Raw genomic sequence first — 25,358 nt, 5'->3', positions numbered from 1 at the left:
CATGACATTACCCCAATGGGTAAAGCCGATACTTGGTGATGAGGGTACATCAATCACAGATAACAATATTCATCGCTGGCAAGAGTGGCTGGAACCTGTTTCAGACGGCCACCCTTGTGGCGAGGATGTTGCATATGCCGATGATTTTGAGGCTATTAAAATTGAATTGGCCAAGCTTTCAGGTATTGATTGCCGATTGATTTTGGATGCTTCTGAACGCTTGTTAAAACGTCAATCTAAAGACTTGAGAGTAGCAACTTATTATATTTTTGCCGCTTTGCGAGACCGGGGATTGGCAGGTTTTTCAGATGGTTTAGAAATTTTATGCGGATTGCTGCAAAAATTTGATCAATCACTATGGCCGAAAAAGCCGGTACAAAAACGCAATGCATTAAATTGGCTGTCTGGGGAAAGAGTATTGGATACGCTCAAAGGGACTGAATTATCTAATTCGGTAGACCTTAAGCGGACATTATCGGCGTTAATGTCGTTGCAACATCATTTTGAGGGATGGGAAGAATCAGTACGCCCCAGTCTGTTTCCGTTATTGCAATATTTTGAAGAGTCATCTGTTCGTTTTTCATCACCTCAGACAAGTACAAGTCAAAGTCAGGAAGTTAGTACGCCTATTGACCAGGAAGTTGTACCACAGATTCGTCAAGAGGGTCAGAGGCCGTCTGAAAGTTTAGCTGTCACTCAAGTTAACTCTTCTAAAGCATTACTCGATCAAGTTAGGATTAATGCCGCCTATTTAAGAGAGCAGGATGATGGATATTGGCCTGCATATAAGATGATTCGTGCTGTACGTTGGGGTGGGCTAAATGGTATCCCTCCTCATCAAAATGGTCAGACTCGTTTGAAAGCTCCAAGGACAGATTTATTGGCAACTTTAAATCGTTTGGTTAATGAGCAGCAATGGCGGGATTTGCTTGATAGAGTAGAAGCGGCTTTTTTAGAAGGTGCTAATCAGTATTGGCTCGATTTGCAATATTACGCGTGGCAAGGACAGCAGGCGTTGGGTGGTTTATATCTTTCTCAGGTTGACTCATCATTATTTGAGCTGAAATCTTTACTGACCAGATGTGATGGCTTGATCGGATTAAGTTTTGATAACGGATTTCCGTTTGTCTCAGCCGATACGCTTACGTGGTTGGAGCAAAAGGTTATGTCATCCACGCGCAAGCAGACTAGTAGTCGAACAGTTCAAAAAGCAGTAATAGAATCATCATCTCAGGTAGAAAACCAAGAAAGTCAATGGCAACAGGCTTTGTTAAAAACACAAGAACAAGGCTTGGATGCTGCTTTTGCTTGGTTGGAAACATTACCAGAGTTGCAGTCAGGTGCAGGGCAGGTTAAAAAGTGGCTGATGATGGCCCGTTTGGCTGCAAACAATCAAAAAGTAGATTGGGCCTTGAAACTGTTGGAACAGGCTTCACGGCAGATGCAGGTTTTGACAGTAAAAGAGTGGGATAAACATTTTGCATTTGATGTATATGCTTTATGGTATCAATTGTTAAATGAAAATTTTGATAAGAAAGATACTGAAGCTACTGGGCAACTTGAATTTTTACGAACTGAATTAATGCAGGCTGATATTGTCCGTGCATTAGAATTAATCGATTAAACATATATTATGTCAGATCCCACATTACGTTATTATGAAGAAGAGATGCGGTATCTCAAGGAAGCAGGGTTAGAGTTCTCAAAAGCTCACCCTGATCGTGCCGCAATGCTGAATTTAGACAGAGTAGGTACACGCGATCCTTATGTGGAGCGCTTGTTTGAAGGCTTTGCTTTCTTAACAGGAAGAATCAGACAAAAACTTGATGATGACTTTCCAGAATTGACTGAGGGTTTGGTCAATATGCTGTGGCCTCATTATCTGAGGATGATTCCTTCTTTAACTGTTTTAGAGTTAATTCCAGATGATAACAAGTTGCAGGGCGGGCAGCTTGTTAAAAAAGGACTATCAGTACAATCTGAGCCCATTAATATTAATGACAGGTTGACGAGATGCCTGTACCGAACTACAGGTGATGTTAAACTCCAACCCTTGAGTATCTTGCATACGTTATTGGATTATGATGCAAATGGTCAAAGTGTCATCAAATTGACTTTTGGTATTCACAGGCAGACGCAGAAAGACAATTTGGATTTTTCTAAAATCAGAATTTATATTTCTGCTGATGAACCAGTCGCTTTCGCATTACGTCATGCCTTGTTAAATCAGGCTGCTCAAATCAGTATCCATCATGCCGAACTACCATCTGGAGGTAATATACGGTTTAAGGCCGTCGGATTTGCCGAAGATGAGAGATTGTGGGAAAAAGTAAATAACAGTTTCAGTGGATATCAATTACTATTGGAATATTTTTGTTTTAAACAGAAGTTTTTCTTTATTGATTTGATTGGTATTGATGCCGAAGAATGGTCGGAACGCATTAATGAGTTTAGTATTAATGTAGTTCTATCCAAACAATATCCTTCAGAGCTTAGATTTCCTCCAGATTGCCTGAAATTAAACTGTGTTCCTGCCATTAACCTCTTTGACATGGAGGCTGAGCCTATTCGGGTGGATCACAAGGCATTTGAATACCCTGTTAAGCCTTTGTTGCATGAAGGTATGGCAGTAGAGGTGTATTCAGTAAATGAAGTGGAAGCTGTAAATCATGAGACAGGCAAGCGCTACTCATATATTCCTTTCTCGTCATTCCAACATCGTGGTGGGTTGATGAAATATGATGCTCCGGAACGGTATTACCATACGAAGGTAAAACGAGGAGTATCTGGAAAGCATGAAACATTTATTATGCTTGGAGGATTGTTGTGGGATAGAAAAGATATTCTGCCTACTGAAACACTTTCTCTAAAAGTAGTAGGGACCAATGGTGCTTTGCCACGTAAGAGTTTGAGGGAAACCCAGATTCAAGACACTGATATAGCCGAGCCCAATATTAAAATGGTAAGAAACCTTACGACTCCGACGTTGTCATGCTATCCTCCAACAGAAGACAGATTTCAATGGCGTATCTTGTCCCATTTGTCACCAAATTATCTATCATTACTAAACGTTGATAGTTTGAAAGGTGCATTGTCGATTTACGATTGGACCGAAGATGAATTGAATAAGCGCAGATTGAACGGGATTGTTGACGTTAAGCATGAAACGGTACAAAGAATCGAGCGTGGTGCAGTTCATCGTGGAGTTCATATTACAGTAACATTTGATTCAACTGCATTTAATGGGGAAGCAGAAATTTATTTGTTCGGAGAATTATTGAACGAATTTTTTGCAATGTATGCTGATTTGAACCTATTTACCCGGTTCAGCATAGTTTCTCTGCCATCCGGGAAAACATATACATGGAAAGACAGCAAAACAACTATCACACGGTTTTAGAAACAGCGCATAAAAGTGCTAAAGAAAATAACGGCAGACAGACACTTCCTCTATGGGAGATTCCCAGAAATAAATCTCATCGCGAAGGTATAGCATCTGAAATTTTTCAAGAGAAATTGGGAGAGTTTATTGTACGCAATGCAGCAACAATGAATTTTTTCCAATTTTGTCGGGTTTTGGAAACGCTTGCCGATAGTGCTGAAGAAAAAGCTGTAGAGTCAATGGTAAGATTCAGAAGGGTGAAGTCTCTATCTTTCCCTTCTGGGGAAATTGCATCGGTTGAATATGATGCGGAAGCCGAGTTACCAACTGTAAGAACAACATTTTTAGGTTTGTATGGCGTAGATGCTGTCTTGCCGGATTATTTCCTGAACGATATTGCAACGCATAAAGACGGTAGTGAAAGCTTAGCTGCATTTTTGGATATTTTTAACCATAGAATTACAACCCTGTTTTTTCAGGCATGGAAAAAATACCGCTATCCGTTTTTGTTTCAAAATGAAGGGCAAGATGATTTATCTCGCTCTCTTCTGCACCTTATTGGGCAGGGGATGGTAAACGGTAAATTTATACATCCTTTGCTAGATAGTAGAATCTTGGGATTGTTCAGTGTTTTTTATCAGCGCACCCGAACAAAAGAAGGTATTATCAGTATAGTTAGATATTTGTTACCTTTTGCAGATGTAAAAGTAAAAGAATTTCAGCCTCAGTGGGTAATATTGGAAAAAAATCGTGAGTTGGGGAAAGCCGGTTTGAGATTGGATGGAGGAAGTGCATCTTTAGGCAGTAGAATAAAAGATCATAGTCATCTGATACGTATTGAGATTACACCAGATACATTTGAGAATGCACAACTTCTATTACCAAAACAAACATTACACCAAAAATTACTTGAATTATTGAAGCTCTATTTGGGTTGCCGTTTTGATGCAAGCATTTACCTAAACATCAAGAAGCAATGGATACCTCAAAGCCGTTTGGCAAAAAAACAAATGTTGGGGATTAATACCGGTTTAGGTACGATGCATCAAGACAAACAAATAAAAATAGCGAACTATACATATTCAAACTAATTTAAGAAAACGGAAAATCATGAATAAGAAAACTAGAATTCAGTCAGTCTGTGCATTAGCCTTATTGTGCGCGGTATTATCAGGTTGCGGGGTTTTGCAAGGCGTAAAAGATGGTACGACCAATGTAACTAAAAGTATCTTTTATACTAAGTTAAAGATATTAAAGATTGACTTGGTTGCTCGTAATGGTTTGAATCAAAATGAACGGGGTCAATCGTTATCGACAGTTGTTCGCATTTATCAGCTTAGAGATAAGCAGAATTATGAAGTTGCATCTTATCGTGACTTGCTTAATCAAGATAAAACCATTTTGGGCAATGATTTGGTAGAAGGGTATAAGCAATATACCATTCGACCTGGTGAAACTATCAGCTTGGATGAAACCTTGGATAAAGAGACCAAGTATGTTGGTATCGTGGCTTTTTATAATCGGGTAGGAGAGGATCAACCGTGGAAAATGCTTCTATCCAAAAAACAGCTGAAAAATAAAAAGCCTTTAGTTGTTGAGTTGGTAGATAATAAAGTTGTCATTCAAGAGACCGAAAAGAAAGTCAAATAATGGATGCAGCCCTCTATGAGAAATTGACGGGGTTTTATTCTGATGGCTTGCCACTAGATGGGCTTCCAGATGGTTTCCAGTTAGTTAGGAGTGTTTTAGATAATATCCAACGCATTCTCAATAGTCGGAGTGGTTCCTTGAAGCATTTGCCTGATTATGGAATCCCTGACCTTAGTATGGTTTATAAGAATTTACCGTCTAGTGCACATGATTTACGATATTTCATGCGGAAGACCTTATTGAAATATGAACCCAGATTGAGAAATTTAGACATTCGACTGACTGAGTCTAAAGACAATATTATGGTTTTATGCTATCAGCTTGAATGTGAAATTGAAAATGCTGGTGCTGTAGTCATAGACACTTATTTTATGCCTGAAGGAACGGTTTCTGTTAAACGCAGCCGAGCGTAACTTTTTAGGTATCAACAGATTACTTTAAAATTAAGAACTAAATATATGGTTAAACACTTTTTTCTTACTTGCAGTGTATTGCTTTCAGCAGCTGCCCAGACAGCCTTAGCTAAAGAGTATGATTTAGAAGGTACATTAGTTACTCAAAATAATTATGTACGAATTCAGAGTTGTAATCTGAAAAATACTTATGCTTTATTACCCGGTAGTGGAAATGGCTATGAAGCGACAGCAGAGATTGTCAGTGCCAGAAAAAATATGCCTGAAAGCACGCCAATCTATGTTGCTTTAAAAGGAAAATTAGAAAGCTCCAATTTTTTAGTTTCTGGAATTGAACTCATCAAAATAGGGGAAAATTGCCATACCGCCAAAACTAAATCCTCATCTCCTGAAAAAGCTGTTCAGAAATATCCAAGCGAAAACCAGCAGCCAGATTTAGAAGACAAAAATTCTAAGGCTGAGCCACACAATCCTGCATTGAAGCCGGTGGAAGCAGAACCAGCGGTGACAGAACCAGAAAATCTGAAACAAACAGCAGAAGAACCAGGAACAACGATATCAGTTGAGCCGGCTCATCATTCAAAAATTACACAAGCTGAAGACGGTAAAAAGTCTAAAGATAATCAATATTCTTCTGATAATCTTCTTGATAAGCAGGTTAAAACAGAAGATGCTAAACAGGCAGATATTGAAAAATTGGATAGAGGAAATGCTACTCCAGTTGATCCTGCAACGTTAAATACATCTAAGCCAAATGTTCAATCTGTAGAGACTCCTGAAAAGGTAGAGCAACCTGCAGTAGATGAATCTAAGGCTGTGGAAGAATCAGTAGTTGAAGAAACTAAGTCCGTAGAGCAGTCATCTATGGTAGAAACACCTGAGGCAGTAGAACAACCAATAGCAAGTGAATCTAAAGCTGCAGAACAACCAGTGATTGTAGAAACTAAGACTGTAGAACAGCCATCTGAAGCAGATATGCCTGCAGTAGTGGCGCAACCTATAGTGGATGAGTTTAAAGTTGAACAGCCAGTGGATTCAGCAACGGCTAAGACTGTAGAACAGTCATCGGCAGTAGAAGCATCCAAGGTAGTGCAACCACCGGTAGTAGATGAGCATAAAGTTGTAGAACAACCTGAGGAAGTCAAAGCATTTGAACAGACTGGAGCTTCTGAAACGGTACACAATCCTATAATAGAAGAGACTTCTATAGAGGCCGATCATAGGGTAGAAGAGAAACCGTTTGTACCAGAGGTTGTTACTCCAGCATTGTCCTCTGTGGAAGATCGTGTAACGGTATTTGAAACTCAGCCTAAAACTGATAATCAAGAATCTACACAATTAGAGGGTATTCCGTCTGTAGGTACGCAAGCCGACCAGGTAACAGAAGAAACTCATTCTACACACGATACTTTATCGGGAACCGAAGCATCCGCACCAATAACTGATTCATTATCGAATGAAGTTTCTGCACAGCCAGTTTATGTGAATCACATTATTGTGCATGAAGATGATGTGGCTGAGTAAAAGGTAACCAATATAGTCGAGTTAGTCTTCAGTTATGAGAAAAGGCCGTCTGAAGAATCTTAGTTTTAAGTTAAATGGATTTTGATTCTTCAGGTAATTGTAAAAGGTCTTAAGAAATTCGTTCTCGTGAATAAAAAAGCTTACTTAAATCATTAAGTAAGCTTTTTTGTATTTAATAGGCAGTAAGCATATGAATTATTCGTAGCTTTTGTAAAACTTCAAAATCTAGATTTCCAAAACACTACAAAGGTCATAGCTTGAGACCTTCGCAAAATTCCTTTTCCCCCGACAGCTGAAATCTAAACACAGGTTTTCGGCTGTTTCTATTCCAAATCACTCCTGACTCTACTCAAATACCCCCTTAATTTCCCTTGGATACCTGATTAATCAGGCATCCGGCCGCTTTTTAGGCAGCAACAGACACACTTAGCCTGTTGGCGGCTTTCAACAGGTTCAAACACATCGCCTTCAGATGGCTTTGCGCACTCACTTTGAGTAGCCCGAAATAGGCTGCCCGGGCGTAGCGAAACTTACGGTGCAGCGTACCGAAGCTCTGTTCGACCACATAACGGGTCTTCGACAAATGTCGGTTGCGTTTGGTTTGCGCTTCCGACAGCGGATGTTTGCGGTGGGCTTTGCGCATAATGCCGTCCTGCAGCCGACACTCTTCCAGATGTTGCCGGTTTTCCTCACTGTCATAGCCTTTATCGGCATAGACGGTCGTACCTTCGGGCAGTCCTTCCAACAAAGGCGACAGGTGTTTGCACTCATGGGCATTGGCAGGGGTAATGTGCAGTTTCTCTATATAGCCTTCCGCATCGGTACGGGTATGTTGTTTGTAACCGAGTTTGTAGAGGCCGTTTTTCTTTATCCAACGGGCATCCTTATCTTTGCTCGGCGTGGTTTGGTCGCTGACTTGTCCTTCTTCATCGACTTCTATAGCCTGGCGCTGTTTGCTGCCGGCGGTCTGAATAATGGTGGCGTCAACGACGGCGGCGGATGCTTTCTCTACTTTTAGGCCTTTTTCAGTCAGTTGGCGGTTAATCAGTTCCAGCAGTTCGGACAGGGTGTTGTCTTGCGCCAGCCAGTTACGGTAGCGGCATAAGGTGCTGTAATCGGGAATGCTCAGTTCGTCAAAACGGCAAAACAGGTTGAAGTCGATGCGGGTGATGAGGCTGTGTTCGAGTTCGGGATCGGAGAGGCTGTGCCATTGTCCGAGCAGGACGGCTTTGAACATAGACAACAGGGGATAGGCGGGACGGCCGCGGTGGTCTCGAAGGTAACGGGTTCTTTGACGATTCAGGTATTGTTCGATCGGTTGCCAATCAATCACCTGATCCAATTTCAATAGTGGGAAACGGTCGATGTGTTTGGCGATCATGGCTTGGACGGTTTGCCGGAAGAAGGTGCCCATGAGAAATCCCCTAAATGTCTTGATGGGAATTTAGGGGATTTTGGGGAATTTTGTAAAGGTCTCAGCTTTTATACCCAGAAAATCAGAGATTTTCTGATGGTGTTTGATACAGGCTTTGGGGATTGGCTGTATCGGGGATTTCTGCCGGAGCGGTTTGGGGTGCTGCTACCGGCTCGGAAGTGGCGTTGCTGTCCACTAAGTCATCAATGTCGATGTTGTCGTCTTCGCTTTGAGGGAGCGTGCCGCCGGTTTGTTGGGTGCGGACTTTCATGTAAAGGTCGCGTGTGTAGCTGTATTTGTCGATGGCTGCGCCTTCGAGGCTGTCGGTCAGGTCGAGCAGTTCTTCACGGGTGTTGATGGCCTGCAGGCCGATTGTGCCCCAGCGTCCTGCTCTGGTGTGGAAGACGGCGTTTTTAACTGGGTAGACGGTGGTAACGGCGTTGCCAATGGTATCGCGTACGGTAGATGGGCCGAACAGGGGGACAACGAAGTAGTTGCTGTTTTTCCAGCCCCATGAGGCGAAGGTGTCGCCGAGGGTGTTTTTATTGCTGGGTACGCCGCCTGCACCGGCTACGTCGATTAAACCGCCAAGGCCGAAGGTGGTGTTGATGCCGACGCGGACGAGGTCTTCGCTGGCGCGTTTGACGTCAAGGCGCAGAACATTGCTGCCGAAGCTGACGACATCGCGCAGGTTGTTGAAGAAGTTGCTCACGCCGGTACGCACTGGTTTGGGCGTTACTTTGCGATAACCGCGTACGACAGGGGAAAGGACGTATTTGTCTGCTTTGTCGTTGAACTTGGAAACGGTACGGTTGTAGCCTTCATAAGGGTCGGCCGGATTGCGTTCGGCCAGTGCGGGCGCGGAGGCAAGGCTGATGAGAAGGCAGAGGGAAGCGGTGGTTTTTTTCATGATTGCAACCAGTCTTTGATTTCGTAAAGTTCGGCCAGTGCGCGGACGGAATCGGGAATATTTTGAATGGTCGGTTTTTTGTCTGTCCGGCGCAGAGCGTTGAGCAGCAGGGAAACGCAGGCTGAATCTGCTTTGCCTACTTGGCTGAAGTCTATGCTGTCTGTTTCTTTCAGACGGCATTGTTGTTCGTAGCGCGCAAAGGCGGAGGCAGTCAGGGTTTTGACGGTAACGTCGCCGCTGATGTAGAGCGTGCCGTTGCGGATTTCTGTTTGCATGGTGTCTTTATGATGTAAGGCACCATGCCGTCTGAACATCAGGCGGCATGGTGTGTGGGTGGATTATTTACCGCCGTTTTTGGCTTTCAAGTCGGCAATCAGGCCATCGATGCCTTTGGCCTTGATGGTTTCGCCAAATTGGTTGCGGTATACGGTAACCAAGCTTGCGCCTTCGACTGCGACATTGTATGCGCGGTATTTGCTGCCGCTTTGGTAGGTGGTGAAGTCCATGTTGACCGGTTTTTGGCCGGAAACGTTGATTTCGGCGCGGACAACGATTTCTTTACCGCCTTTGTTTACGACCGGGTTGTCTTTGATGTTGACCTTGGCGTTTTTGAATTTCAGCATGGTGCCGGAGTAGGTGCGGATCAGCAGGGTTTGGAACTCTTTGGTCAACGCTTGTTTTTGTGCGTCAGTCGCAGTACGCCATGGGTTGCCGACGGCCAAAGCGGTCATGCGTTGGAAGTCGAAGTAAGGGATGGCGTAGGCTTCGGCTTTTTGGCGTGCGGTGTTGGCATCGCCGCTGTTGAGGATTTTCAGCACTTGAACGGAGTTTTCACGGATTTGGTTGACTGCGTCGGCAGGAGAGGCAAATGCCATGCTGATGCTCAATACGCCGATGCTCAATGCGCTGATGAAGGAAGTTTTTTTCATGGGAGTGTCCTGAATATTGGGTTGATATGTGTTTATTGTTCGTTTTGACCAGCAGATTCACTGTCTGCGTTTTTTTCGGCAAAGCTGGTCATGAATTTGCCGATAAGGTTTTCCAAAACCATGGCGGAGCTGGTGACGGTAATGGTGTCGCCTGCCGCCAAAGAATCAGTATCGCCGCCTTGTTGCAGGCCGATGTATTGTTCGCCCAACAGGCCTGAAGTCAGGATTTGTGCGGAAACGTCGCTGCTGAACTGATATTGGCTGTCCAGATTAAGGGCGACTTTTGCCTGATAGGATTTAGGGTCGAGCTGAATGGAGGCAACGCGGCCCACCAGTACGCCTGCGGATTTGACCGGCGCGTTGGTTTTCAAGCCGCCGATGTCGCTGAAATCGGCATAGACGGTGTAGGTTTGAGAGGATTTGCCGAACGATTGTCCGCCGGCGGCGCGGAAGGCGAGAAAGCCGATGGCGGCCGCGCCCAATAAGACAAACAGTCCTACCCAAAATTCCAAAGCATTTTTTTTCATGTGCTATTGTCCTTGTTTCATTCTTTTTAAGTGTCGTTTCAGACGGCCTTTAGTCGGTAAACATCCATGCGGTCAAGATGAAGTCGACGGCGAGGATGGTCAGGGCGGAAGACACTACGGTGCGTGTACTGGCGCGCAAAATACCTTCGGAGGTCGGTACGCAGTGGAAGCCCTGATGTACGGCGATCAGCGTAACGGCTACGCCGAAAGCGGCGGATTTGATTAAGCCGTTGAGTACGTCGTAATGGAAGGTAATGTTGTTTTGCATTTGCGACCAGAAAATGCCGCCGTCCAAACCCAGCCATTCGACGCCGACCAAATACGCGCCGTAAATGCCGGCAACGTTGAAAATCGACGCCAGCAAAGGCATGGAAAACACGCCCGCCCAAAAGCGCGGCGCAACCACACGCGCCACGGGGTCGACCGCCATCACGTTCATCGCTTCAAGCTGCTCGGTGGTTTTCATCAAACCGATTTCGCTGGTCATGGCACCGCCCGCGCTGCTAGCAAACAGAATGGCCGCCAATACGGGACCCAATTCGCGCAACAGGGAAGCGGCAACCATATAGCCCAAAATATCGGCGGATTTGAATTTTGCCAGTTGCGTATAGCCCTGCAAGCCTAATACCATGCCGACAAACAGGCCGGAGACGGCGACAATCAGGACGGACAACACGCCTGCAAAGTAAATCTGGCGGATGCTCAGGCGCGGACGGGCAAACGCCGTGCCTGATTTGGCCAGGATCTGCAGGAAAAACAGCGTAATGCTGCCCAGCGATTGGATGAAGCCGAGGGTTTTTGCCCCGACGGAACGGATAAAATTCATAGGTTTCAGTTGATTGGTTAAATGGTTTTCAGACGGCCTTGTTTAAAATTCAGGCCGTCTGAACATCAGCCCAGCAAGTCTTGTTTTAAAGTCGTTTGCGCCGGATAGCGGTAGGCGACGGGGCCGTCTGCCAAACCGCCGACAAACTGGCGCACCCAAGGCGAGTCGAGTTCGCGCATTTCTTTGGGCGAGCCGGAGAACATGATTTCGCCGTGTGCCAAGAAAATGACTTGATCGACGATTTCCAGCGATTTTTCGATGTCGTGCGTTACCATCACGCTGGTGGAGCGCAGGGCTTTGTTAGCGCGGCTGATGAGGTGGGCGATAACGCCCAGCGAAATCGGGTCGAGGCCGGTGAAAGGCTCGTCATACAACATGATTTCAGGGTCGAGCGCAATCGTACGCGCGAGGGCGACGCGGCGCGACATACCGCCGGAAAGCTCGGAAGGCATCAGGTTTTCAATGCCGCGCAAACCGACTGCATTCAGTTTCAGCAATACTAAATCGCGAATGACTGCTTCGGGCAAATCCGTCAGCTCGCGCATGGGGAAGGCGATGTTGTCGAAGACGGATAAGTCGGTAAACAATGCGCCGTGTTGGAACAAAACGCCCATGCGGCGGCGGTGTTCGTACAGCTCCTGCGCCGAAAATGCGGCCAAATCGTGCCCTTCAATCAGCACTTTGCCCGATTGCGGGCGGATTTGACCCGTAATCAGGCGCATCAGCGTGGTTTTACCGCTGCCCGAACCACCCATTACGGCGGCGAAGTTGCCTTGTGGAATGCTGAAGTTGATGTTGTTCAGAATCGGACGGTCGCCATATGCGAAGGCAACGTCTTTCATTTCGATGAAGGGTGTGGAACTCATGCAGGAGGGGAGTGTCGAAAAATGTATTTTAATTACGGGTATTGTAAAGGGTATTGGATATTCGGGCAATTTTCAGACGGCCTGCGCTTAGGAATAACGGGTAAAAACGTGTGAAAGAATGCAGAAGTGTTGGTGCTACGGTCGTTTTGCAGCGTGTTGTGTCAAACATACAGACAGTTGTGTAGGTAAATAAAAGGGCGGGTAAATATGCCCGCCTTGTTTTTAATATTTCTGCAAACCTTCTACCTTGATTTCTTTGGCATTGGCATTGATGAAGGCTTGAGTCGCTTTCATCGTGGCTTGGATGCGCGGATCGTTCCAGCGCACGATTTGGTTGTTTTCATCGCGCTTGTCCGACCAGATAATCACGCCGTCGGTGTATTTTTTGCTGATTTCAAGCATTTTGCGCCAGCGGACGGGGTCGATGAACTGTTTGAAATAAGGGCTGTTGGTGGCCGAATAATATTGCGGCCAGATGTAGCCGATGATTTTTTTGTTGGGAAAGCGTTGATGGATGTCGTCAACGGCGGTTTTGACGTCTTTTTCCCATTGCACCAAATCGGGGGAAGTGATGTAGAACACAGGATTGGCATAGTCGCTGATGGCGGCGGTGGGCGCACGGCGTTTGCTGACTTGCCGCCATTTGGCCAAGATGGCTTCGTTGTCAACGTTGGGGCGGTAGTGGCGGATGCCGTGCAGGTGTTCGGAAGGCATGCCGTAGTTGCTGATGACGGCGCGCGGGTTTTCTTCTCTGAAGATTTGGTACATCCGGGCGAAGTCGGTTCTCAATTCGTCGGGTGTCAGCAGCTGGCCGTCTTTTTCGGCAAACCAGCTTTCGATGTCGGTGGAAATGGTGCGGTAGCCTTCGCGGCGCGATTGTTTGGCCAATTCGCGGATACGCGCTTCGTTGAGTACGCCGTGCTTGCGTTTGCCCGTCGGATCGGGTTTGACCAGCTCGCTTTCGTAAACCAAGAACACTTTGGAGAGTTTGTCGGCAGTAAGGTCGGGTTTGCCGACGTAGTCCATGAGGTCGTAGATGATGAAATCTTTGGCATGGGCGGAGAAGGCGGTCAATAAGAGGACGAGGGGCAAAAGGCGGTTGGGTTTCATGTTTTTAGGCAGATAAGGGAAAAGGGCCATTGTACGGGAAGCGGTGTTAAAGTGAGTCAAAGGCCGTCTGAAAGGATAAAAGTTCTTTCAGACAGCCTTTGTTGGATTGGGGGGATTCAGTTTTGAGGCTGGTGTGATTTACTGTACCGCAGTTTTTTCTAGTAATAGGAAAGTCTCGGCTTTATTGCGCGGTCTTGCGCCTTGCCACAAGGTTTGCCAGCCCGAAGGTGCGCCGATGTTGGCGGCTTGGCGGATGAGGCGGTAGCGGCAGGACGGGTTGTCGGTCGTGGTTTTAATATGGCTGTATTGTGTCCACGCAATGCGTGTGCGTTGGTCTTGGCTGTCGATGCTGATACATTCGAGGCCGTCTGAAAGCTGCTGTTTCAATTCGGAAGAAAGTGCGGCTTCCATTTGGTGTACGACCGGCGCATGGCTTTTGGCGGCGTTGAGCCACGGTAAAAACAGGGTCATCAGCAAGGCCCAGGCCAAGGTAACGCCGGCCGCCCAGTTGGTGACGGCTTGGCGGCCGCGGATGTTTTTACGCGTAATCGCCCAGAGCCACAACGGGGTAAACAGCAGGGCGACGGCCATCGGAATCGGGTCGATGTCGGGGATGTAATACGGGCTGAAATAGGCGGCGCGTTCGGCCAGTTTGGCGGGCCAGCCGTAGTTCATGGCGAAGAAGCCCAGCCACAGGAAGACGGCAATCAAACCGAATGCCATGATGCCGAACCAGTTGATAAATGCCGCTGCGCCGCGGCGCAGGCCGTCCAGTTGTGCCGCGCCGAGCAGGGCGAGTGGCGGCAACAGCCAAACGAGGTTGTCTTGTAGGCGTTGCGGGTTGATGGCGAGCAGAGCTGTCATGATAACCAGCCACGACAGGCTCAAAATGCCCCAGTTTTTATCATGGATACGCGTACGGCTGAGCGTCCATGCCGCCAGTGGCCAAGCAGGCAGGGTAAACCACAGCAGGTTTTTCAGATAATAGGGTAGGTTGAAGGCCGTCTGAATTTGATGGAAGCCGCCGAATACGCCTAAGGAATAATGGTTGAACCAAATATCAAACCATTCGGGATTGGTTTTGGATAAAACCAGCGGATACAGAATCAGCAGGGGCAGGGAAACGACGATGGCGCCAATCAGGGTCAGCAGATAGCGTTTGCTTTGCCAAGTGGAATGGAACGACAGGGCAAGTGCCAAAAACATCATGGCTGCGGTCAGCAGGTAGCCTGAGGAAAGGGTGAGTAAAACCCAGCCGCTGCACAACAGCAAAATGGCAATAATGACGCGGCGGCATGCCAGTGAAAAGCCGCACAGAATCAATCCAAACGCGGCAAAAGCGGCCGACATGGGATTGAGGAAGTGGGCGATGGGCAGTAAACCGATGCTGCCGATAAGGATCAAGACAACACTGCGGCCGTGGTGTCTGCCGAGAAAGTTGAAGCCGGCAAAACCGCAGGCGGTCAGTCCGATGGCGGTAAATACCACGCCGGCAAAACGTGCGGCATCATAGGCATCGGCCGCCCAAGGCGAAAACAGGGTTTGGAATGCGGTTGCCGCCCATAAAAAAGCAGGGGAGAGGGTGAAATCGGGTTGGCCGAAGATTTGTGCAACCAACAGGCTGCCGCCGTTTTTCATGGATTCGGAGGCGGTAAAGAGGGAGGGTTCGGCAGGGTTCCACAAGTCATGCGAGAACACGCCCGGCCACAGCCAGGCAAAGGCCATCAGCAGCAGAAGCCATGGTTTTTCATGGGTTTTTTGGGGACGGCGCGGATCGGGCGGTGTGTAAGTCAGCATGGAAGGTCAAAAAACGGTTGGTTTGAATAGCAATGGTACAGGGTTTGACGGGTTTGCGCGATATGCCGGACCGGAGAGCTTTGTAAAATAATGCTTACGGCTCGTTTTTATCGGGTATTTGGAATAATATGGCATTCGGTTGACGACAAAAAGCTTAGGCCGTCTGAAAGAAATATTTCAGACGGCCTGAATGCAAAAAAGACTGCACGAAGCAGTCTTTTTGACAAAGTGGCAATTAGCGTTTGAACAGGTTGCCGAATTTGTTGTTGAATTTGTCCACACGACCGGTAGTGTCGACGATTTTTTGAGTACCGGTGTAGAAAGGGTGGCACAGAGAGCAAACCTCAACGTTGAAGCTGTCTTTTTCCATTGCGGATTTGGTCACGAATTTGTTGCCGCAAGAGCAGGTAACGTTGATTTCGTGGTAGTTCGGGTGAATACCTTGTTTCATTTGATTTCCTTTCGATTAAGCGGGCACAGGGGTTTTGCCTGTACTTCAGTTAAGCGTGGAATTTTCGCTATTTTTGGCTGTTTCGTCAAGAGGATATTTTGTAGCAGGGCAGTTTCGCAACAGACAAGAACAGTTTAGAATAGACTCTCGAACCAAATATTATGCGGTCAGATTGTAATCTCACTGAAAAGAGGATGTAAAACCTCCTCTGATGTGAAACTTTAAGAAGAATAATAGTCTGAATAATATTTACGCTTGTACGAACAGGAGACGGAATCAATGTGGAAAAGGATATTGACGTGCATTTTGCGTGTTTGGGGAGGAATGTTGCCTCCGTCTTATTGCAAACCATTCGGCCGGATTGCGCAAAAATTCCGTGCTGCTTTGGCTGCGTGCATTTCTCCAAACATCGGTAAAAACGTCAATATTGAAAAAGGCGGATACGTTTTTCCGGATACGGTAGTCGGCGATAATTCGGGTATCGGCGTAAATTGCGAAATCTGCCGCGGTTTGACCCTTGGCAAGAATGTGATGATGGGGCCGGAATGCCTGTTTTATTCGACCAACCACAAATTCAACCCTGAAACCCGCCGTTTTGAAGGTTATACAGACATCCGCCCGATTGTGATTGAAGATGATGTTTGGATTGGTCGGCGTGCGATTATCATGGGCGGTGTTACCATCGGAAAGGGCGCGGTAATCGGCGCAGGTTCGGTGGTTACCAAAGATGTGCCGCCTTATTGCGTGGCTGCGGGCAACCCTGCGATTGTTCGGAAAAAACTGCTGGATGAGTAAGAGCTTGCAGCCGAATAGCGTAAACAAAATAGTAAAATAAAAGGCCGTCTGAAATTCAGACGGCCTTTTTTAATATTGATTAAGCGGCAATTTTTTGGCATTCTTTAATGCAAGCCAAGCAAGATTCGTAGCAGGCTTTGCATTCAGCGTGGTGGCTGGCGTGTTCTTTGCAGGCGGCAGCACATTGTTTGCAGGCTTCGATGCACACTTTTGCTAAAGACGGGGTCAGGCGTGAATTTTGGGCAGCGAGGTTTTGCAATGTGCCGCACAGTGCCAACATTTGGTTAGCGCCGGCTGCGCAGTCTTTCATGGAGGTATCGCCTTCGCTCAACAGGGCGATGCAGTGTGCCAGACAGATTTGACCGGCTTCAACGCAATGTGCGGCCGCTTTGCGCGCAGCTTCGTAGGCGCGCGGTGCAGAATGCGCGTGACCAGCATGGTGTGCATGGCCTGCGTGGTCGTGAGCGCGGGCGAAAGAAGCGGCGGCGGTGAGGGAAACAGCAGCAGCGCTGCCGATAAATTGACGACGGTTCATAAGATAGAGTCCTTTTTGCTTTGTAGAAATATTTGTAGAAATATCGGACGAATTATTTCATCCATTATTAAAAGGTTACCATGTTATTCGTTTTTAAACAACAGGCCGTCTGAAGGTATCGATAGCACGTTCAGACGGCCTGCTGTTAGGTATGATATTTGTTTAAATCAATCACAAATCGGATAGCTGAAATACGGCCAAGTGACTTTTTGCCGAGAAAATAGTCGGTTTATTCCGCCAACAATTCTTCCGGTTTGACTTTCTCGCCATACACGGGCAAGAGGGTTTTTTCATAGGCGGCTTTCAGACGGCCGTCTTTTTTCATGGCGGCGATTTCGCCGTTGACCCAGTTCAGGAGGTCGGTGTTGCCTTTTTGAACAGCCGGGGCGATGAATTCGGCAGGGCCGAGGTTGCCGATGGCGACTTCAAAATTCGGGTTTTCTTTTGCCCATGCCCACAGCAGGGCGTTGTCGTGGGCGAGTGCTACGCCGCGGCCGTCTTTCAGTGCGTCGAAGGTTTCGGTATTTTGGTCGAATTTCAGCAGTTTGACTTCAGGATGGCTTTTGGTGAAGAAGGCGTCGGCGGTGGTGCCTTTGTTGACCAGAAGGGTTTGGTCTTTCAATTGCGCAACGTCGGTAATCGGCTTGTCTTTGGGGGAAACTACGCCCAAGGCCACTTTCATGTAAGGGTCGGCGAAATCGACGGCTTCGGCGCGTTCGGGTGTTTTGGTGAAGTTGGCGAGGATGAGGTCGACTTTGCCGGAACGGACGTATTCGACGCGGTTTGCGGCCTCGGTCAGGACGAATTCGACTTTGTCGGGGCTGCCGAGCAGGTCTTTGGCCAGGTCTTTGGCGATTTCAACGTCAAAGCCTTGGTTTTTGCCGTTGGCGTCAACATAGCCGAACGGAGGCTTGTCGCCGAATACACCGATACGGATGACGCCTTTTTCTTTGATGGAGGCAACGGTCGCCGCGCCGCTGCTTTGTGAAGATTGGGCATCGCCGGAGCTGCCTCCGCAAGCAGTCAGGCCGACGGCGATGGCGGCAGAGGCGAGGAGGGCTTTGAATTTGGCATTCAATTGCATGAGTGTTTCCTTTTCAAAATGTTTGGTTGAAAGTGGAGGCCGTCTGAAAAAGGGTTCGGACGGCCTGAAAATAAAATCAGTAGTCCATGCCTGCCAAGAATTGGCGGGCGCGTTCGCTTTTGGGGGCGGAGAAGAAGGTTTCGGGGTCGGACGACTCGACGATGCCGCCTTTGTCCATGAAGACGATGCGGTCGGCAACTTTGCGGGCAAACCCCATTTCATGGGTTACGATGAGCATGCTCATGCCTTCATGGGCGAGTTCTAAAACCACTTCCAAGACTTCGCGCACCATTTCGGGGTCGAGTGCGGCGGTGATTTCGTCCAGCAGGATGACTTCCGGATTTAGGCACAGGGCGCGGACAATGGCGATGCGCTGTTTCTGGCCGCCGGAGAGTTCGCGCGGATAGGCGTTTTTGCGGTCGAGCAGGCCGACGCGTTCCAGCAGTTTGTCGGCTTGTGCCTCTGCTTCGGCACGGTTGCGGTTTTGTACTTTCACTGGGCCTAAGAGGATGTTTTCGATGACGGTCATGTGGGCAAACAGTTCATAGCTTTGAAAAACCATGCCGACTTTTTGCCGGGCGGTTTGCCAGGAAACGTCTTTGCCGAATTCGCCGACACCGTCCATCACGATGCTGCCGCCTTGGTGTGGCTCCAAACCGTTTACGCAGCGCAGGAGGGTGGATTTGCCGCAGCCGGACGGGCCCAGCAGTACGATGACTTCGCCTTTTTCCAAGTCCAAGTCTAAGGATTGAATGGCGGTTACGTTGCCGTATTGTTTGTACAGGTTGCGGATGCTCAGTAAAGCCATGTCAGTGTTCCCATTTTTGTTCAAGTTTTGCCGCCAGCAGTGACAGAGGCCAGCAACAGAAGAAATACAGCATAAAAATCAGGCCGTAAACCCAAAATGAAGCATTGGGTTGCGTCAGCAGCGAGTTTTCGATGATTTGCTGGCCGACTTTGACGACTTCGATGACGCCGATAAGGGAGGCGAGCGAGCTGGTTTTGATCATGCGCGTAAACAGATTGACGGCACCGGGCAATACGCGGCGGATGCTTTGCGGCAGCTCGATGTAGCGGAATACCTGCCCGCGGCTCAAGCCGAGTGCCAGGCCTGATTCAACCTGGTGTTTTTCAATCGATTCCAATGCGCCGCGGACCAAATCGCCCATTTCGGCGATGCCCCACATGGTAAATACCCAGACGCAGACCCAAAATCCGTCGATGTGGATGCCTGTCCAGACGGATAGGCCGAAATACAGGCCGAACAGCCACACCAAAATCGGCACGATTCGGATGGTTTCGAGATAAAACCGTCCGATAAAGCGGATGGGCCGGTTGCGCGAACGCAAAACCAAGCCGAACAGCGTACCTAATACGCAGGAAGCGGCAACGGAGGCCAGGGAAATTTGCGCTGTCAGCAATAGGCCTTCGCCCAAGCGTGCCGCGTTTTGTCCTTCAAATAGCCAGTCAAACACCATATTTTGCACTCCGTACGCGGTTTTCTGCCCAGCGCGCCAGAAGCGAAACGGGCAGAAGGATGATCAGGTAGCTGGCAAACAGCAGGAACAAGGCTTCGTTGGTTTTGTAGTCCATGCCGATGATGTCTTTGGTAACGAACAGCAATTCCGCAATACCGACCGCGCTGACGATAGATGTTTCTTTCATTAAAAACAATACGTTTGCGCCGATGGCGGGAACGGCGACCGCCCATGCCTGAGGCAATTCGACATAGCGGAACACTTGAAAGCGGCTCAAACCGATGGCCTTGCCCGCTTCGATCTGCCCTTTGGGGACGGCCAAAATACCGGCGCGGATGGCTTCCGCCATATAGCTTGCGCCCAAGAAAACCAGTGCGATCACGCCGCAGGTGAAACCGTCCCATTTAATGCCCATTTTCGGCAGGCCGTAATACAGAAAAAACAATTGGATCAGCAGGGGCGTATTGCGCGACAGCTCGATATAGGTACGTGCCAATGCGTAGAAGGGGCGGATGCGGTATGCCGTAACCACGGCAACGGGCAGGCCGAACAGCAACGACAAAACGACGCCATATACCGACAATTCCAGCGTCAGCTTTGCCGCATCGACAAATTTAGGGATGGCAGCGATCAGATAAAACCAGTTCATCAGAGTCAGACAATCAGCATGATAAAGGCAGTATTTTAACGGGTTTGTAAGAGAGTGTTAAATAATGGATAGGAATATCGATTGTGGATAAAACACAAAAAATGGAATAAGGCAAAGGCCGTCTGAAACGTTTCAGACGGCCTTGAAATGTCAAGGTTTCCGCGTCAGGCGGCAGCCGGTTTCCGTTCATGAATCAGTAAATTCAACAGGGCGGCTGCGCCTGCCAAGACTGCGTCGGCGTACCACATCCAGCCGTAATCGTTGAAGCGCGTGATGACGATGCCGCCGATGTATGAACCCAAAAAGCCGCCAATTTGGTGGCTCAACATGGTCAACCCGAAGAGGGTGGACAAGTAGCGCGTGCCGAAAAGTTTGCCGGTAATGGCGGCGGTGGGGGCGACGGTTGCCAGCCAAGTGAAACCGAGTCCGGCGGCGAAAAGATAGAAGTTCAAATCGGTTTTAGGGGCGGCCAGATAAATCAATATCATGGCGACACGCGAAGCATATAAACCGAAGAGGACGTATTTGCCCAAAAATCTGCCGGTACACCAGCCTGAAAAAATACAGCCGGCGATGTTTGCCAAACCAATAATGGCAATGGAGGTCGAGGCGACCGTAGCGGGGAGGCCGCAAAGTGAAATTTCGGTTGGCAGGTGGGTAACTAAAAAGGCGATGTGGAAACCGCAGGTAAAGAAACCCAAATGCAGCAAGATATAGCTGCGGTTGTTGAAAGCCTTGCAGACGGCCTGCTTCAAGGTTTGGCCGCCGTCGTCGGTATGGACGGTGTGAGAAGCATGTTTGCCGCCGGCCAGCCACCAAGAAATCGGCAAAATCAAGATGGCAATGACTGCCCAAACATAAAATGTCCCTGTCCAGCCGATGCGGGGCAGGGCAATCAAACCTTGAACCAGCGGCGCGAACAAAAATTGCCCTGCGGACCCGCCTGCATTGACCAAGCCGGAAGCCAAGCCGCGCCGATGAGTCGGCGTTTTGGCGGCGACCTGTCCCATAATGATGGAAAATCCGCCCGAACCCGTACCGAATGCCAACAATAAACCGATACCCAGCATCAGTCCCCAATAAGTCGGCATTTGCGGTACCATCAGACAGGCGGCAATCAACAGAACCGTACCGCCGGCTAAAACCTTAAACGCGCCGAAGCGGTCGGCTAACGCGCCGGACAAGGGTTGCGATATGCCCCACATCAATTGGAAAACGGCAATAATCAGGCTGAACTGGGTCATGCTCAACTCGGTCGAGTTGACGACGGGCAGGACAAAAAGCCCTAAAGTCATCCTCATGCCGATGGTAATCAGCAGGATGGAGGCGGCAGCGGCAATCAGCAGCCACAAATTGGGTAATTTGGCAGAAGAATCGGTCATGATGTTTGTGTGTGTAAGGGACAGGGAGCAAAAGCTATTCCTGCCGCTATATTATTTATTTGATTTCTCGGCGGGCCGATATATAAACGCGCGATTCTAGCATTGGGCAAGAAACGGCATAAATAACCGTTGGTTCTTTGGATATGGTAAAAAGTGATATGGCTTGAGGATGAGTAGAGAATGAAGCGGTCAAATATTCTTCGTTTGGCTCTGACGGAGCAAGCAAATGCCGTTGAATTTTCGTTTGAGAAGAAAGGCCGTCTGAAAAGTTTCAGACGGCCTTTGTTTGACTGACTTACATCAGATGATTTCCAAAATGAAATACTGACGCAGTTTTTCGTACACATTATTTTGTACGTTGATACAACCATTGGTTATGATGCGGTCGGCCACATTGGGAGAAGCGATGCGTTCCATGCGTCTTTCCTGCGGTTTGAGCGTCCATACCCTGTGTAACGCAAACAGAAAGTCATTTTCTTCTTTGAAGCCGATAACCTCGCCACCGTAACCCGGTTTGCTGGTCATCATCGGCGTCATATTGAATTTGCCTTTCGGCGTGGTCTTGCCAATCAGTACCGGATGGCACTGACCGTCATCGGCAAAGCAAAGCTCCGCCTTAGCTGTATTGACCACAACTTTTTTACGCTGGATATAGTCACTGACAGCATCGGCAGCGGCCAAAGAATTCAGACCTGCTGCCAAGGCTATACCCAATAGGATCCGTTTCAAATTTGTCCTTATTGACGGATGCGTTTAGGAGCTTCTTTAATGATCTCGCGGATGATCACTTGAGGCTCTTGTTTAGGTGTAGGTGCTGGAGGAGGACATACGGCATCTTTAGGGAATACTGGATTCCAGAAGAAGCTGCGTGCAAATTTGTCTTTGTCGAAGATCACTTTGTATTGGCAAGTAGTGATGCCTTCAACGCCGGAAGTGTTTTCAGGGTCAACACCTACGCCCGGGGTGTAGAAGTGGAACAGGTAGTCCCATTCACGCACGCCAACCATGCCTTCGTCGTAGTGAGGACGGCCGAGGATTTTGTAGATGTCGTCTTTGGTCAGGCCAGGACGCATTTGATCCAGCTCGTCAAAAGTCGGGAATGTACCGCGGTCTTTGTTGAAGGTCAGGGAGTAAGGTTTAGGGAAGCGTGGCTCGTCTGTAGTGCCTTCAGGAGTGATTTTGCTCTTAGTAGCACAGGCGGCCAGCAGGCCGGTAGCCAGCAGGACGAAGCCCACTTTTGCGATTTTTTTCATTTGATAATCCTTTTATTGATTTTACCGGCCGAACTTTTCAGACGGCCTGTTAGTGCCGGCAGCGAGTTTGCCGGTTTACCCAAATAATGTTGTGCTTCTTTAAAGATGTACCCGACGGTTTGACAAACAGAACATCGGCACATTCCGGCAGAGCATTGCGCCCCATCTCTGCTGTATCCGCCTGAATCGGCAGAACCGTTCAGACGGCCCGACTGACATTTATTGTCACTTTGTAACAATTTCACTGCGAGTAAGGCTTGGGGTTTAGAGATATCCGGTTTTCGATAAATCAGGTTGTATTGCGTAATACCTTGTTATCTTTGTGCTTTAGTTCATTTTGGCATTTGCCGGAGATTAGGTACTTAATCTTTCGGGTGTTATCCTTGCAAATTGTATGCCAGTTTTCCTTGATGCGCATAATTTGTGTATGCCGGAATGTTGGCTTTATACAACATTCATATTAACGAACCAGAAACGGATTGTACCTTTTCTCATGCCCGATGCTGGTCATGCGGCCGTGTCCGGCGATAACTTGCGTGTTTTCAGGCAGGGTTAATAGTTTAGCGCAGATATTGTTTATGAGGTCATCATGATTGCCGCGCGGGAAATCTGTGCGACCAACGGTCTCATAAAACAAAACATCGCCTGCGACTAAAAGCCCGTTTTCAGCGTTGTAAAAAACGACTTGTCCGGGAGTGTGGCCGGGAATATGGAGGACTTGGAAGCTGTGGTTGCCGACCTTGAGCGTTTCCCCTTCTTCCAACCAGCGTGTCGGCGTGAATGACGGAGAAACGGGGAAACCGTATTGCGCCGTTGTTTGCGGAAGGGCTTGGAGCAGGAATTCGTCGTCTTTGTGCGGGCCGAGAACAGGTACGTCGCAGGTTTTCAAAAGCTCAACCACGCCGCCTGCATGGTCAAGATGGCCGTGGGTCAGCCAAATGGCGGTCAGCTTGAGGCCTTTGTTTTGGACTTGTTGCAATAAATAGGGTACGTCGCCGCCGACATCGGTCAACACGGCTTCTTTGGTTTCGTCATCCCAAATCAGCGTGCAGTTTTGACGGAAGGGGGTAACGGCGTTGATTTCAAATTGGAGTGCCATGGGTGTTCCTGGGAAATGCTTATTTAATGTTGTTTACGTTTCAGACGGCCTTTGGTCTATTTAGAATCTAGGCATTGAGCAACCTTCAGGAGTTGTAATTTTACACTGAATTCCTCCTGAAGCTTGGCATTTCCTCAATGCTTCCACTTCAGCAAGACCGGGGTCGTTTATACCGAAAAAAAGTCTACCATCTTTTCTTTGAGCAGCTGCAATACAGCCATTACGAACCCAAGCACCAATTTTACACGGTTTATTTTTTCCACCTTGTTCGCAGGTTTTAATAGCCTGTTTTTTGGCTTCTTCAAGTGAATCCATCTCTAGTGCTCCACCTGATATACCTGTTTTAGAATTGATTGCCCATGCTCCATATTTTGAAGGGACTTTAATATGAATAATTTCTGTAGGCTGATTTCGTTGATTTTGACGAGACGAACCACAATTGGGGTTGTATCCGTATTGGCATAGGCCAGGGTCATTTTGCAACGCGCCTCTGGTTGCATCATAAGTAGGGTTGGCAACGCAGACATTAAGGCTTGCCAGCCCCAATAACACAAAAAACAATTTTTTCATTTCAAATCCAATCTATTAGTTATTTAAATCTGTGTCAGTTGAAGCATACCGTCATTTATAAGGTTTCCAATACGTCAGGCAATTCGGCCAGGCTGTTGAGCATGGCGACATGGGGTAGGGCGGAAAGCTGTTTGGCGGTATGTGCGCCGGTGGTGACAGCGATGGCGCGGATTTTGGCGTTGGCGGCCATTTCTAGGTCGTGGGTGGTGTCGCCGACGACGACGGCCTCTTCCGGCTCAACGCCCAGTCGGTCGCAGAGGGCGAGTACCATATCGGGCGCAGGTTTGGACGGATATTCGCTAGCGCAGGCGGTTTCCAGCCAAAAGGCTTGGGTGTCGGTTTGTGCGATGGCTTTGTCCAAGCCGCTCCGACCCTTGCCGGTCGCTACTGCAAGCCAATAGCCTTGTTGCTTCAAGCGTTGCAGGCAGGGCAGGGCTTCGGGGAACAGGGTCATGTTGCGGTTGTTGGGATTGAGGTAGTGCGCGGCATAGGTCTCAATCAGGGTTTCCTGAACGTGTTCGCTGACGTTGTGGGCAAGGCGGCGGATGATGCTGGAGAGGCTGTATCCGATGAGCGGGCGGATTTGGTCGGCTTCGGGAACGGGCAGGCCGCAATCGGCAAAGCTTTGTTGGAAGGTGTGGATGATGGGGTTGGTGGTGTCGGCAAGCGTGCCGTCCCAGTCGAAAATAATGAGTTTGGGTTTCATGAGTTTCC

General features: G+C 48.2%; 28 protein-coding genes. 7 read left to right on the top strand and 21 right to left on the bottom strand.

The window, feature by feature from the left end; genetic code table 11:
* The first annotated feature begins 1 nt into the window (after position 1).
* Genes tssA through RRV97_RS08650 form a run of 6 tightly spaced genes read left to right on the top strand, consistent with a single transcriptional unit; the run spans position 2 to position 6,969 of the window.
* Positions 2-1,624 (top strand): type VI secretion system protein TssA, encoded by a 1,623-nt coding sequence (gene tssA, locus RRV97_RS08675; RefSeq protein ID WP_315611288.1) that lies wholly within the window; start codon positions 2-4, stop codon positions 1,622-1,624.
* Positions 1,625-1,633: 9 nt separating this feature from the next.
* Positions 1,634-3,400 carry a type VI secretion system baseplate subunit TssF gene (tssF, locus tag RRV97_RS08670; protein WP_070765555.1) on the top strand — a complete coding sequence of 589 codons (1,767 nt, stop codon included), beginning with the start codon at positions 1,634-1,636 and terminating at the stop codon, positions 3,398-3,400.
* On the top strand, positions 3,364-4,473 hold the full coding sequence (gene tssG, locus RRV97_RS08665) for a type VI secretion system baseplate subunit TssG (protein WP_128580432.1): 1,110 nt from the start codon (positions 3,364-3,366) through the stop codon (positions 4,471-4,473). Before tssF ends, tssG begins: the two co-directional genes overlap by 37 nt.
* Positions 4,474-4,492: 19 nt before the next feature.
* Positions 4,493-5,032, top strand: a complete 540-nt coding sequence (gene tssJ, locus RRV97_RS08660) for a type VI secretion system lipoprotein TssJ (protein ID WP_049332881.1) — start codon at positions 4,493-4,495, stop codon at positions 5,030-5,032.
* On the top strand, positions 5,032-5,445 hold the full coding sequence (gene tssE / locus RRV97_RS08655) for a type VI secretion system baseplate subunit TssE (RefSeq protein WP_049332879.1): 414 nt from the start codon (positions 5,032-5,034) through the stop codon (positions 5,443-5,445). Before tssJ ends, tssE begins: the two co-directional genes overlap by 1 nt.
* A gap of 45 nt (positions 5,446-5,490) precedes the next feature.
* Positions 5,491-6,969, top strand: a complete 1,479-nt coding sequence (locus tag RRV97_RS08650) for a hypothetical protein (protein WP_315611287.1) — start codon at positions 5,491-5,493, stop codon at positions 6,967-6,969.
* Between the two features lie 406 nt (positions 6,970-7,375).
* Here the strand turns inward: RRV97_RS08650 and RRV97_RS08645 are convergent, their stop codons facing one another.
* The 10 genes from RRV97_RS08645 to rpmE all read right to left on the bottom strand — a co-directional run bounded on the left by RRV97_RS08645 (position 7,376) and on the right by rpmE (position 15,799).
* Complete coding sequence (locus RRV97_RS08645) at positions 7,376-8,383, bottom strand: IS5 family transposase (protein ID WP_315611286.1); 1,008 nt, start codon at positions 8,381-8,383, stop codon at positions 7,376-7,378.
* An 82-nt stretch (positions 8,384-8,465) separates the two neighbouring features.
* Complete coding sequence (locus RRV97_RS08640) at positions 8,466-9,293, bottom strand: VacJ family lipoprotein (protein WP_315611285.1); 828 nt, start codon at positions 9,291-9,293, stop codon at positions 8,466-8,468.
* The gene (locus RRV97_RS08635) at positions 9,290-9,568 is read right to left on the bottom strand and encodes a lipid asymmetry maintenance protein MlaB (RefSeq protein WP_036493932.1); all 279 of its coding nucleotides are present in this window, start codon (positions 9,566-9,568) and stop codon (positions 9,290-9,292) included. The genes RRV97_RS08640 and RRV97_RS08635 overlap by 4 nt, the downstream gene beginning before the upstream one ends.
* Positions 9,569-9,631: 63 nt before the next feature.
* Complete coding sequence (locus RRV97_RS08630; protein ID WP_070823637.1) at positions 9,632-10,222, bottom strand: phospholipid-binding protein MlaC; 591 nt, start codon at positions 10,220-10,222, stop codon at positions 9,632-9,634.
* A gap of 32 nt (positions 10,223-10,254) precedes the next feature.
* Positions 10,255-10,749 (bottom strand): outer membrane lipid asymmetry maintenance protein MlaD, encoded by a 495-nt coding sequence (mlaD, locus tag RRV97_RS08625; RefSeq protein WP_003681819.1) that lies wholly within the window; start codon positions 10,747-10,749, stop codon positions 10,255-10,257.
* Positions 10,750-10,798: 49 nt separating this feature from the next.
* Entirely contained in the window at positions 10,799-11,575 is a 777-nt protein-coding gene (gene mlaE, locus RRV97_RS08620; protein ID WP_003748013.1) for a lipid asymmetry maintenance ABC transporter permease subunit MlaE, read from the bottom strand.
* 65 nt (positions 11,576-11,640) lie between these two features.
* Positions 11,641-12,441 carry an ABC transporter ATP-binding protein gene (locus RRV97_RS08615; RefSeq protein WP_315611284.1) on the bottom strand — a complete coding sequence of 267 codons (801 nt, stop codon included), beginning with the start codon at positions 12,439-12,441 and terminating at the stop codon, positions 11,641-11,643.
* A gap of 222 nt (positions 12,442-12,663) precedes the next feature.
* Positions 12,664-13,551: a hypothetical protein gene (locus RRV97_RS08610; protein WP_315611283.1), complete on the bottom strand. Its 888-nt coding sequence runs from the start codon at positions 13,549-13,551 to the stop codon at positions 12,664-12,666.
* 138 nt (positions 13,552-13,689) lie between these two features.
* Positions 13,690-15,348 carry a glycosyltransferase family 39 protein gene (locus tag RRV97_RS08605; protein WP_315611282.1) on the bottom strand — a complete coding sequence of 553 codons (1,659 nt, stop codon included), beginning with the start codon at positions 15,346-15,348 and terminating at the stop codon, positions 13,690-13,692.
* Positions 15,349-15,583: 235 nt separating this feature from the next.
* Positions 15,584-15,799 carry a 50S ribosomal protein L31 gene (rpmE, locus tag RRV97_RS08600; protein ID WP_003681847.1) on the bottom strand — a complete coding sequence of 72 codons (216 nt, stop codon included), beginning with the start codon at positions 15,797-15,799 and terminating at the stop codon, positions 15,584-15,586.
* 279 nt (positions 15,800-16,078) lie between these two features.
* Here rpmE and RRV97_RS08595 point away from each other — a divergent pair, with 279 nt between their 5' ends.
* Positions 16,079-16,594 (top strand): acyltransferase, encoded by a 516-nt coding sequence (locus RRV97_RS08595; protein WP_315611281.1) that lies wholly within the window; start codon positions 16,079-16,081, stop codon positions 16,592-16,594.
* A 79-nt stretch (positions 16,595-16,673) separates the two neighbouring features.
* Here RRV97_RS08595 and RRV97_RS08590 read toward each other — a convergent pair whose 3' ends face one another.
* From RRV97_RS08590 to RRV97_RS08540, 11 genes are all read right to left on the bottom strand, one after another.
* On the bottom strand, positions 16,674-17,129 hold the full coding sequence (locus RRV97_RS08590; protein ID WP_188208880.1) for a four-helix bundle copper-binding protein: 456 nt from the start codon (positions 17,127-17,129) through the stop codon (positions 16,674-16,676).
* Positions 17,130-17,358: 229 nt separating this feature from the next.
* Positions 17,359-18,213, bottom strand: a complete 855-nt coding sequence (locus RRV97_RS08585; RefSeq protein WP_315611280.1) for an amino acid ABC transporter substrate-binding protein — start codon at positions 18,211-18,213, stop codon at positions 17,359-17,361.
* Positions 18,214-18,289: 76 nt separating this feature from the next.
* Complete coding sequence (locus tag RRV97_RS08580) at positions 18,290-19,021, bottom strand: amino acid ABC transporter ATP-binding protein (protein ID WP_315611279.1); 732 nt, start codon at positions 19,019-19,021, stop codon at positions 18,290-18,292.
* A gap of 1 nt (position 19,022) precedes the next feature.
* Entirely contained in the window at positions 19,023-19,691 is a 669-nt protein-coding gene (locus RRV97_RS08575) for an amino acid ABC transporter permease (protein ID WP_315611278.1), read from the bottom strand.
* Positions 19,681-20,340: an amino acid ABC transporter permease gene (locus tag RRV97_RS08570; protein ID WP_315611277.1), complete on the bottom strand. Its 660-nt coding sequence runs from the start codon at positions 20,338-20,340 to the stop codon at positions 19,681-19,683. The genes RRV97_RS08575 and RRV97_RS08570 overlap by 11 nt, the downstream gene beginning before the upstream one ends.
* Before the next feature lie 164 nt (positions 20,341-20,504).
* Positions 20,505-21,722: an MFS transporter gene (locus tag RRV97_RS08565; RefSeq protein WP_315611276.1), complete on the bottom strand. Its 1,218-nt coding sequence runs from the start codon at positions 21,720-21,722 to the stop codon at positions 20,505-20,507.
* 300 nt (positions 21,723-22,022) lie between these two features.
* Complete coding sequence (locus RRV97_RS08560) at positions 22,023-22,451, bottom strand: hypothetical protein (protein WP_036492127.1); 429 nt, start codon at positions 22,449-22,451, stop codon at positions 22,023-22,025.
* Positions 22,452-22,459: 8 nt separating this feature from the next.
* The gene (locus RRV97_RS08555) at positions 22,460-22,975 is read right to left on the bottom strand and encodes an outer membrane protein assembly factor BamE (protein ID WP_049332857.1); all 516 of its coding nucleotides are present in this window, start codon (positions 22,973-22,975) and stop codon (positions 22,460-22,462) included.
* Between the two features lie 460 nt (positions 22,976-23,435).
* Positions 23,436-24,074: an MBL fold metallo-hydrolase gene (locus RRV97_RS08550; protein WP_295696833.1), complete on the bottom strand. Its 639-nt coding sequence runs from the start codon at positions 24,072-24,074 to the stop codon at positions 23,436-23,438.
* A 60-nt stretch (positions 24,075-24,134) separates the two neighbouring features.
* On the bottom strand, positions 24,135-24,644 hold the full coding sequence (locus RRV97_RS08545) for a DUF4189 domain-containing protein (RefSeq protein WP_315611275.1): 510 nt from the start codon (positions 24,642-24,644) through the stop codon (positions 24,135-24,137).
* Between the two features lie 55 nt (positions 24,645-24,699).
* Positions 24,700-25,350 (bottom strand): HAD-IA family hydrolase, encoded by a 651-nt coding sequence (locus tag RRV97_RS08540; RefSeq protein ID WP_315611274.1) that lies wholly within the window; start codon positions 25,348-25,350, stop codon positions 24,700-24,702.
* Positions 25,351-25,358: the final 8 nt, after the last annotated feature.

The organism is Neisseria sp. DTU_2021_1001991_1_SI_NGA_ILE_055, from assembly GCF_032342915.1.
Lineage (GTDB): Bacteria > Pseudomonadota > Gammaproteobacteria > Burkholderiales > Neisseriaceae > Neisseria.
The sequence above is the reverse complement of the archived record's forward strand: the minus strand, read 5'-3'. Positions and strand labels throughout refer to the sequence as shown.

Excerpts from the sequence above, each read along its gene's own strand:
- tssA (WP_315611288.1), top strand. The coding sequence starts at position 2 with ATGACATTACCCCAATGGGTAAAGCCGATACTTGGTGATGAGGGTACA.
- tssF (WP_070765555.1), top strand. The coding sequence starts at position 1,634 with ATGTCAGATCCCACATTACGTTATTATGAAGAAGAGATGCGGTATCTC.
- tssG (WP_128580432.1), top strand. The coding sequence starts at position 3,364 with ATGGAAAGACAGCAAAACAACTATCACACGGTTTTAGAAACAGCGCAT.
- tssJ (WP_049332881.1), top strand. The coding sequence starts at position 4,493 with ATGAATAAGAAAACTAGAATTCAGTCAGTCTGTGCATTAGCCTTATTG.
- tssE (WP_049332879.1), top strand. The coding sequence starts at position 5,032 with ATGGATGCAGCCCTCTATGAGAAATTGACGGGGTTTTATTCTGATGGC.
- RRV97_RS08650 (WP_315611287.1), top strand. The coding sequence starts at position 5,491 with ATGGTTAAACACTTTTTTCTTACTTGCAGTGTATTGCTTTCAGCAGCT.
- RRV97_RS08645 (WP_315611286.1), bottom strand. The coding sequence starts at position 8,383 with ATGGGCACCTTCTTCCGGCAAACCGTCCAAGCCATGATCGCCAAACAC.
- RRV97_RS08640 (WP_315611285.1), bottom strand. The coding sequence starts at position 9,293 with ATGAAAAAAACCACCGCTTCCCTCTGCCTTCTCATCAGCCTTGCCTCC.
- RRV97_RS08635 (WP_036493932.1), bottom strand. The coding sequence starts at position 9,568 with ATGCAAACAGAAATCCGCAACGGCACGCTCTACATCAGCGGCGACGTT.
- RRV97_RS08630 (WP_070823637.1), bottom strand. The coding sequence starts at position 10,222 with ATGAAAAAAACTTCCTTCATCAGCGCATTGAGCATCGGCGTATTGAGC.
- mlaD (WP_003681819.1), bottom strand. The coding sequence starts at position 10,749 with ATGAAAAAAAATGCTTTGGAATTTTGGGTAGGACTGTTTGTCTTATTG.
- mlaE (WP_003748013.1), bottom strand. The coding sequence starts at position 11,575 with ATGAATTTTATCCGTTCCGTCGGGGCAAAAACCCTCGGCTTCATCCAA.
- RRV97_RS08615 (WP_315611284.1), bottom strand. The coding sequence starts at position 12,441 with ATGAGTTCCACACCCTTCATCGAAATGAAAGACGTTGCCTTCGCATAT.
- RRV97_RS08610 (WP_315611283.1), bottom strand. The coding sequence starts at position 13,551 with ATGAAACCCAACCGCCTTTTGCCCCTCGTCCTCTTATTGACCGCCTTC.
- RRV97_RS08605 (WP_315611282.1), bottom strand. The coding sequence starts at position 15,348 with ATGCTGACTTACACACCGCCCGATCCGCGCCGTCCCCAAAAAACCCAT.
- rpmE (WP_003681847.1), bottom strand. The coding sequence starts at position 15,799 with ATGAAACAAGGTATTCACCCGAACTACCACGAAATCAACGTTACCTGC.
- RRV97_RS08595 (WP_315611281.1), top strand. The coding sequence starts at position 16,079 with ATGTGGAAAAGGATATTGACGTGCATTTTGCGTGTTTGGGGAGGAATG.
- RRV97_RS08590 (WP_188208880.1), bottom strand. The coding sequence starts at position 17,129 with ATGAACCGTCGTCAATTTATCGGCAGCGCTGCTGCTGTTTCCCTCACC.
- RRV97_RS08585 (WP_315611280.1), bottom strand. The coding sequence starts at position 18,213 with ATGCAATTGAATGCCAAATTCAAAGCCCTCCTCGCCTCTGCCGCCATC.
- RRV97_RS08580 (WP_315611279.1), bottom strand. The coding sequence starts at position 19,021 with ATGGCTTTACTGAGCATCCGCAACCTGTACAAACAATACGGCAACGTA.
- RRV97_RS08575 (WP_315611278.1), bottom strand. The coding sequence starts at position 19,691 with ATGGTGTTTGACTGGCTATTTGAAGGACAAAACGCGGCACGCTTGGGC.
- RRV97_RS08570 (WP_315611277.1), bottom strand. The coding sequence starts at position 20,340 with ATGAACTGGTTTTATCTGATCGCTGCCATCCCTAAATTTGTCGATGCG.
- RRV97_RS08565 (WP_315611276.1), bottom strand. The coding sequence starts at position 21,722 with ATGACCGATTCTTCTGCCAAATTACCCAATTTGTGGCTGCTGATTGCC.
- RRV97_RS08555 (WP_049332857.1), bottom strand. The coding sequence starts at position 22,975 with ATGAAAAAAATCGCAAAAGTGGGCTTCGTCCTGCTGGCTACCGGCCTG.
- RRV97_RS08550 (WP_295696833.1), bottom strand. The coding sequence starts at position 24,074 with ATGGCACTCCAATTTGAAATCAACGCCGTTACCCCCTTCCGTCAAAAC.
- RRV97_RS08545 (WP_315611275.1), bottom strand. The coding sequence starts at position 24,644 with ATGAAAAAATTGTTTTTTGTGTTATTGGGGCTGGCAAGCCTTAATGTC.
- RRV97_RS08540 (WP_315611274.1), bottom strand. The coding sequence starts at position 25,350 with ATGAAACCCAAACTCATTATTTTCGACTGGGACGGCACGCTTGCCGAC.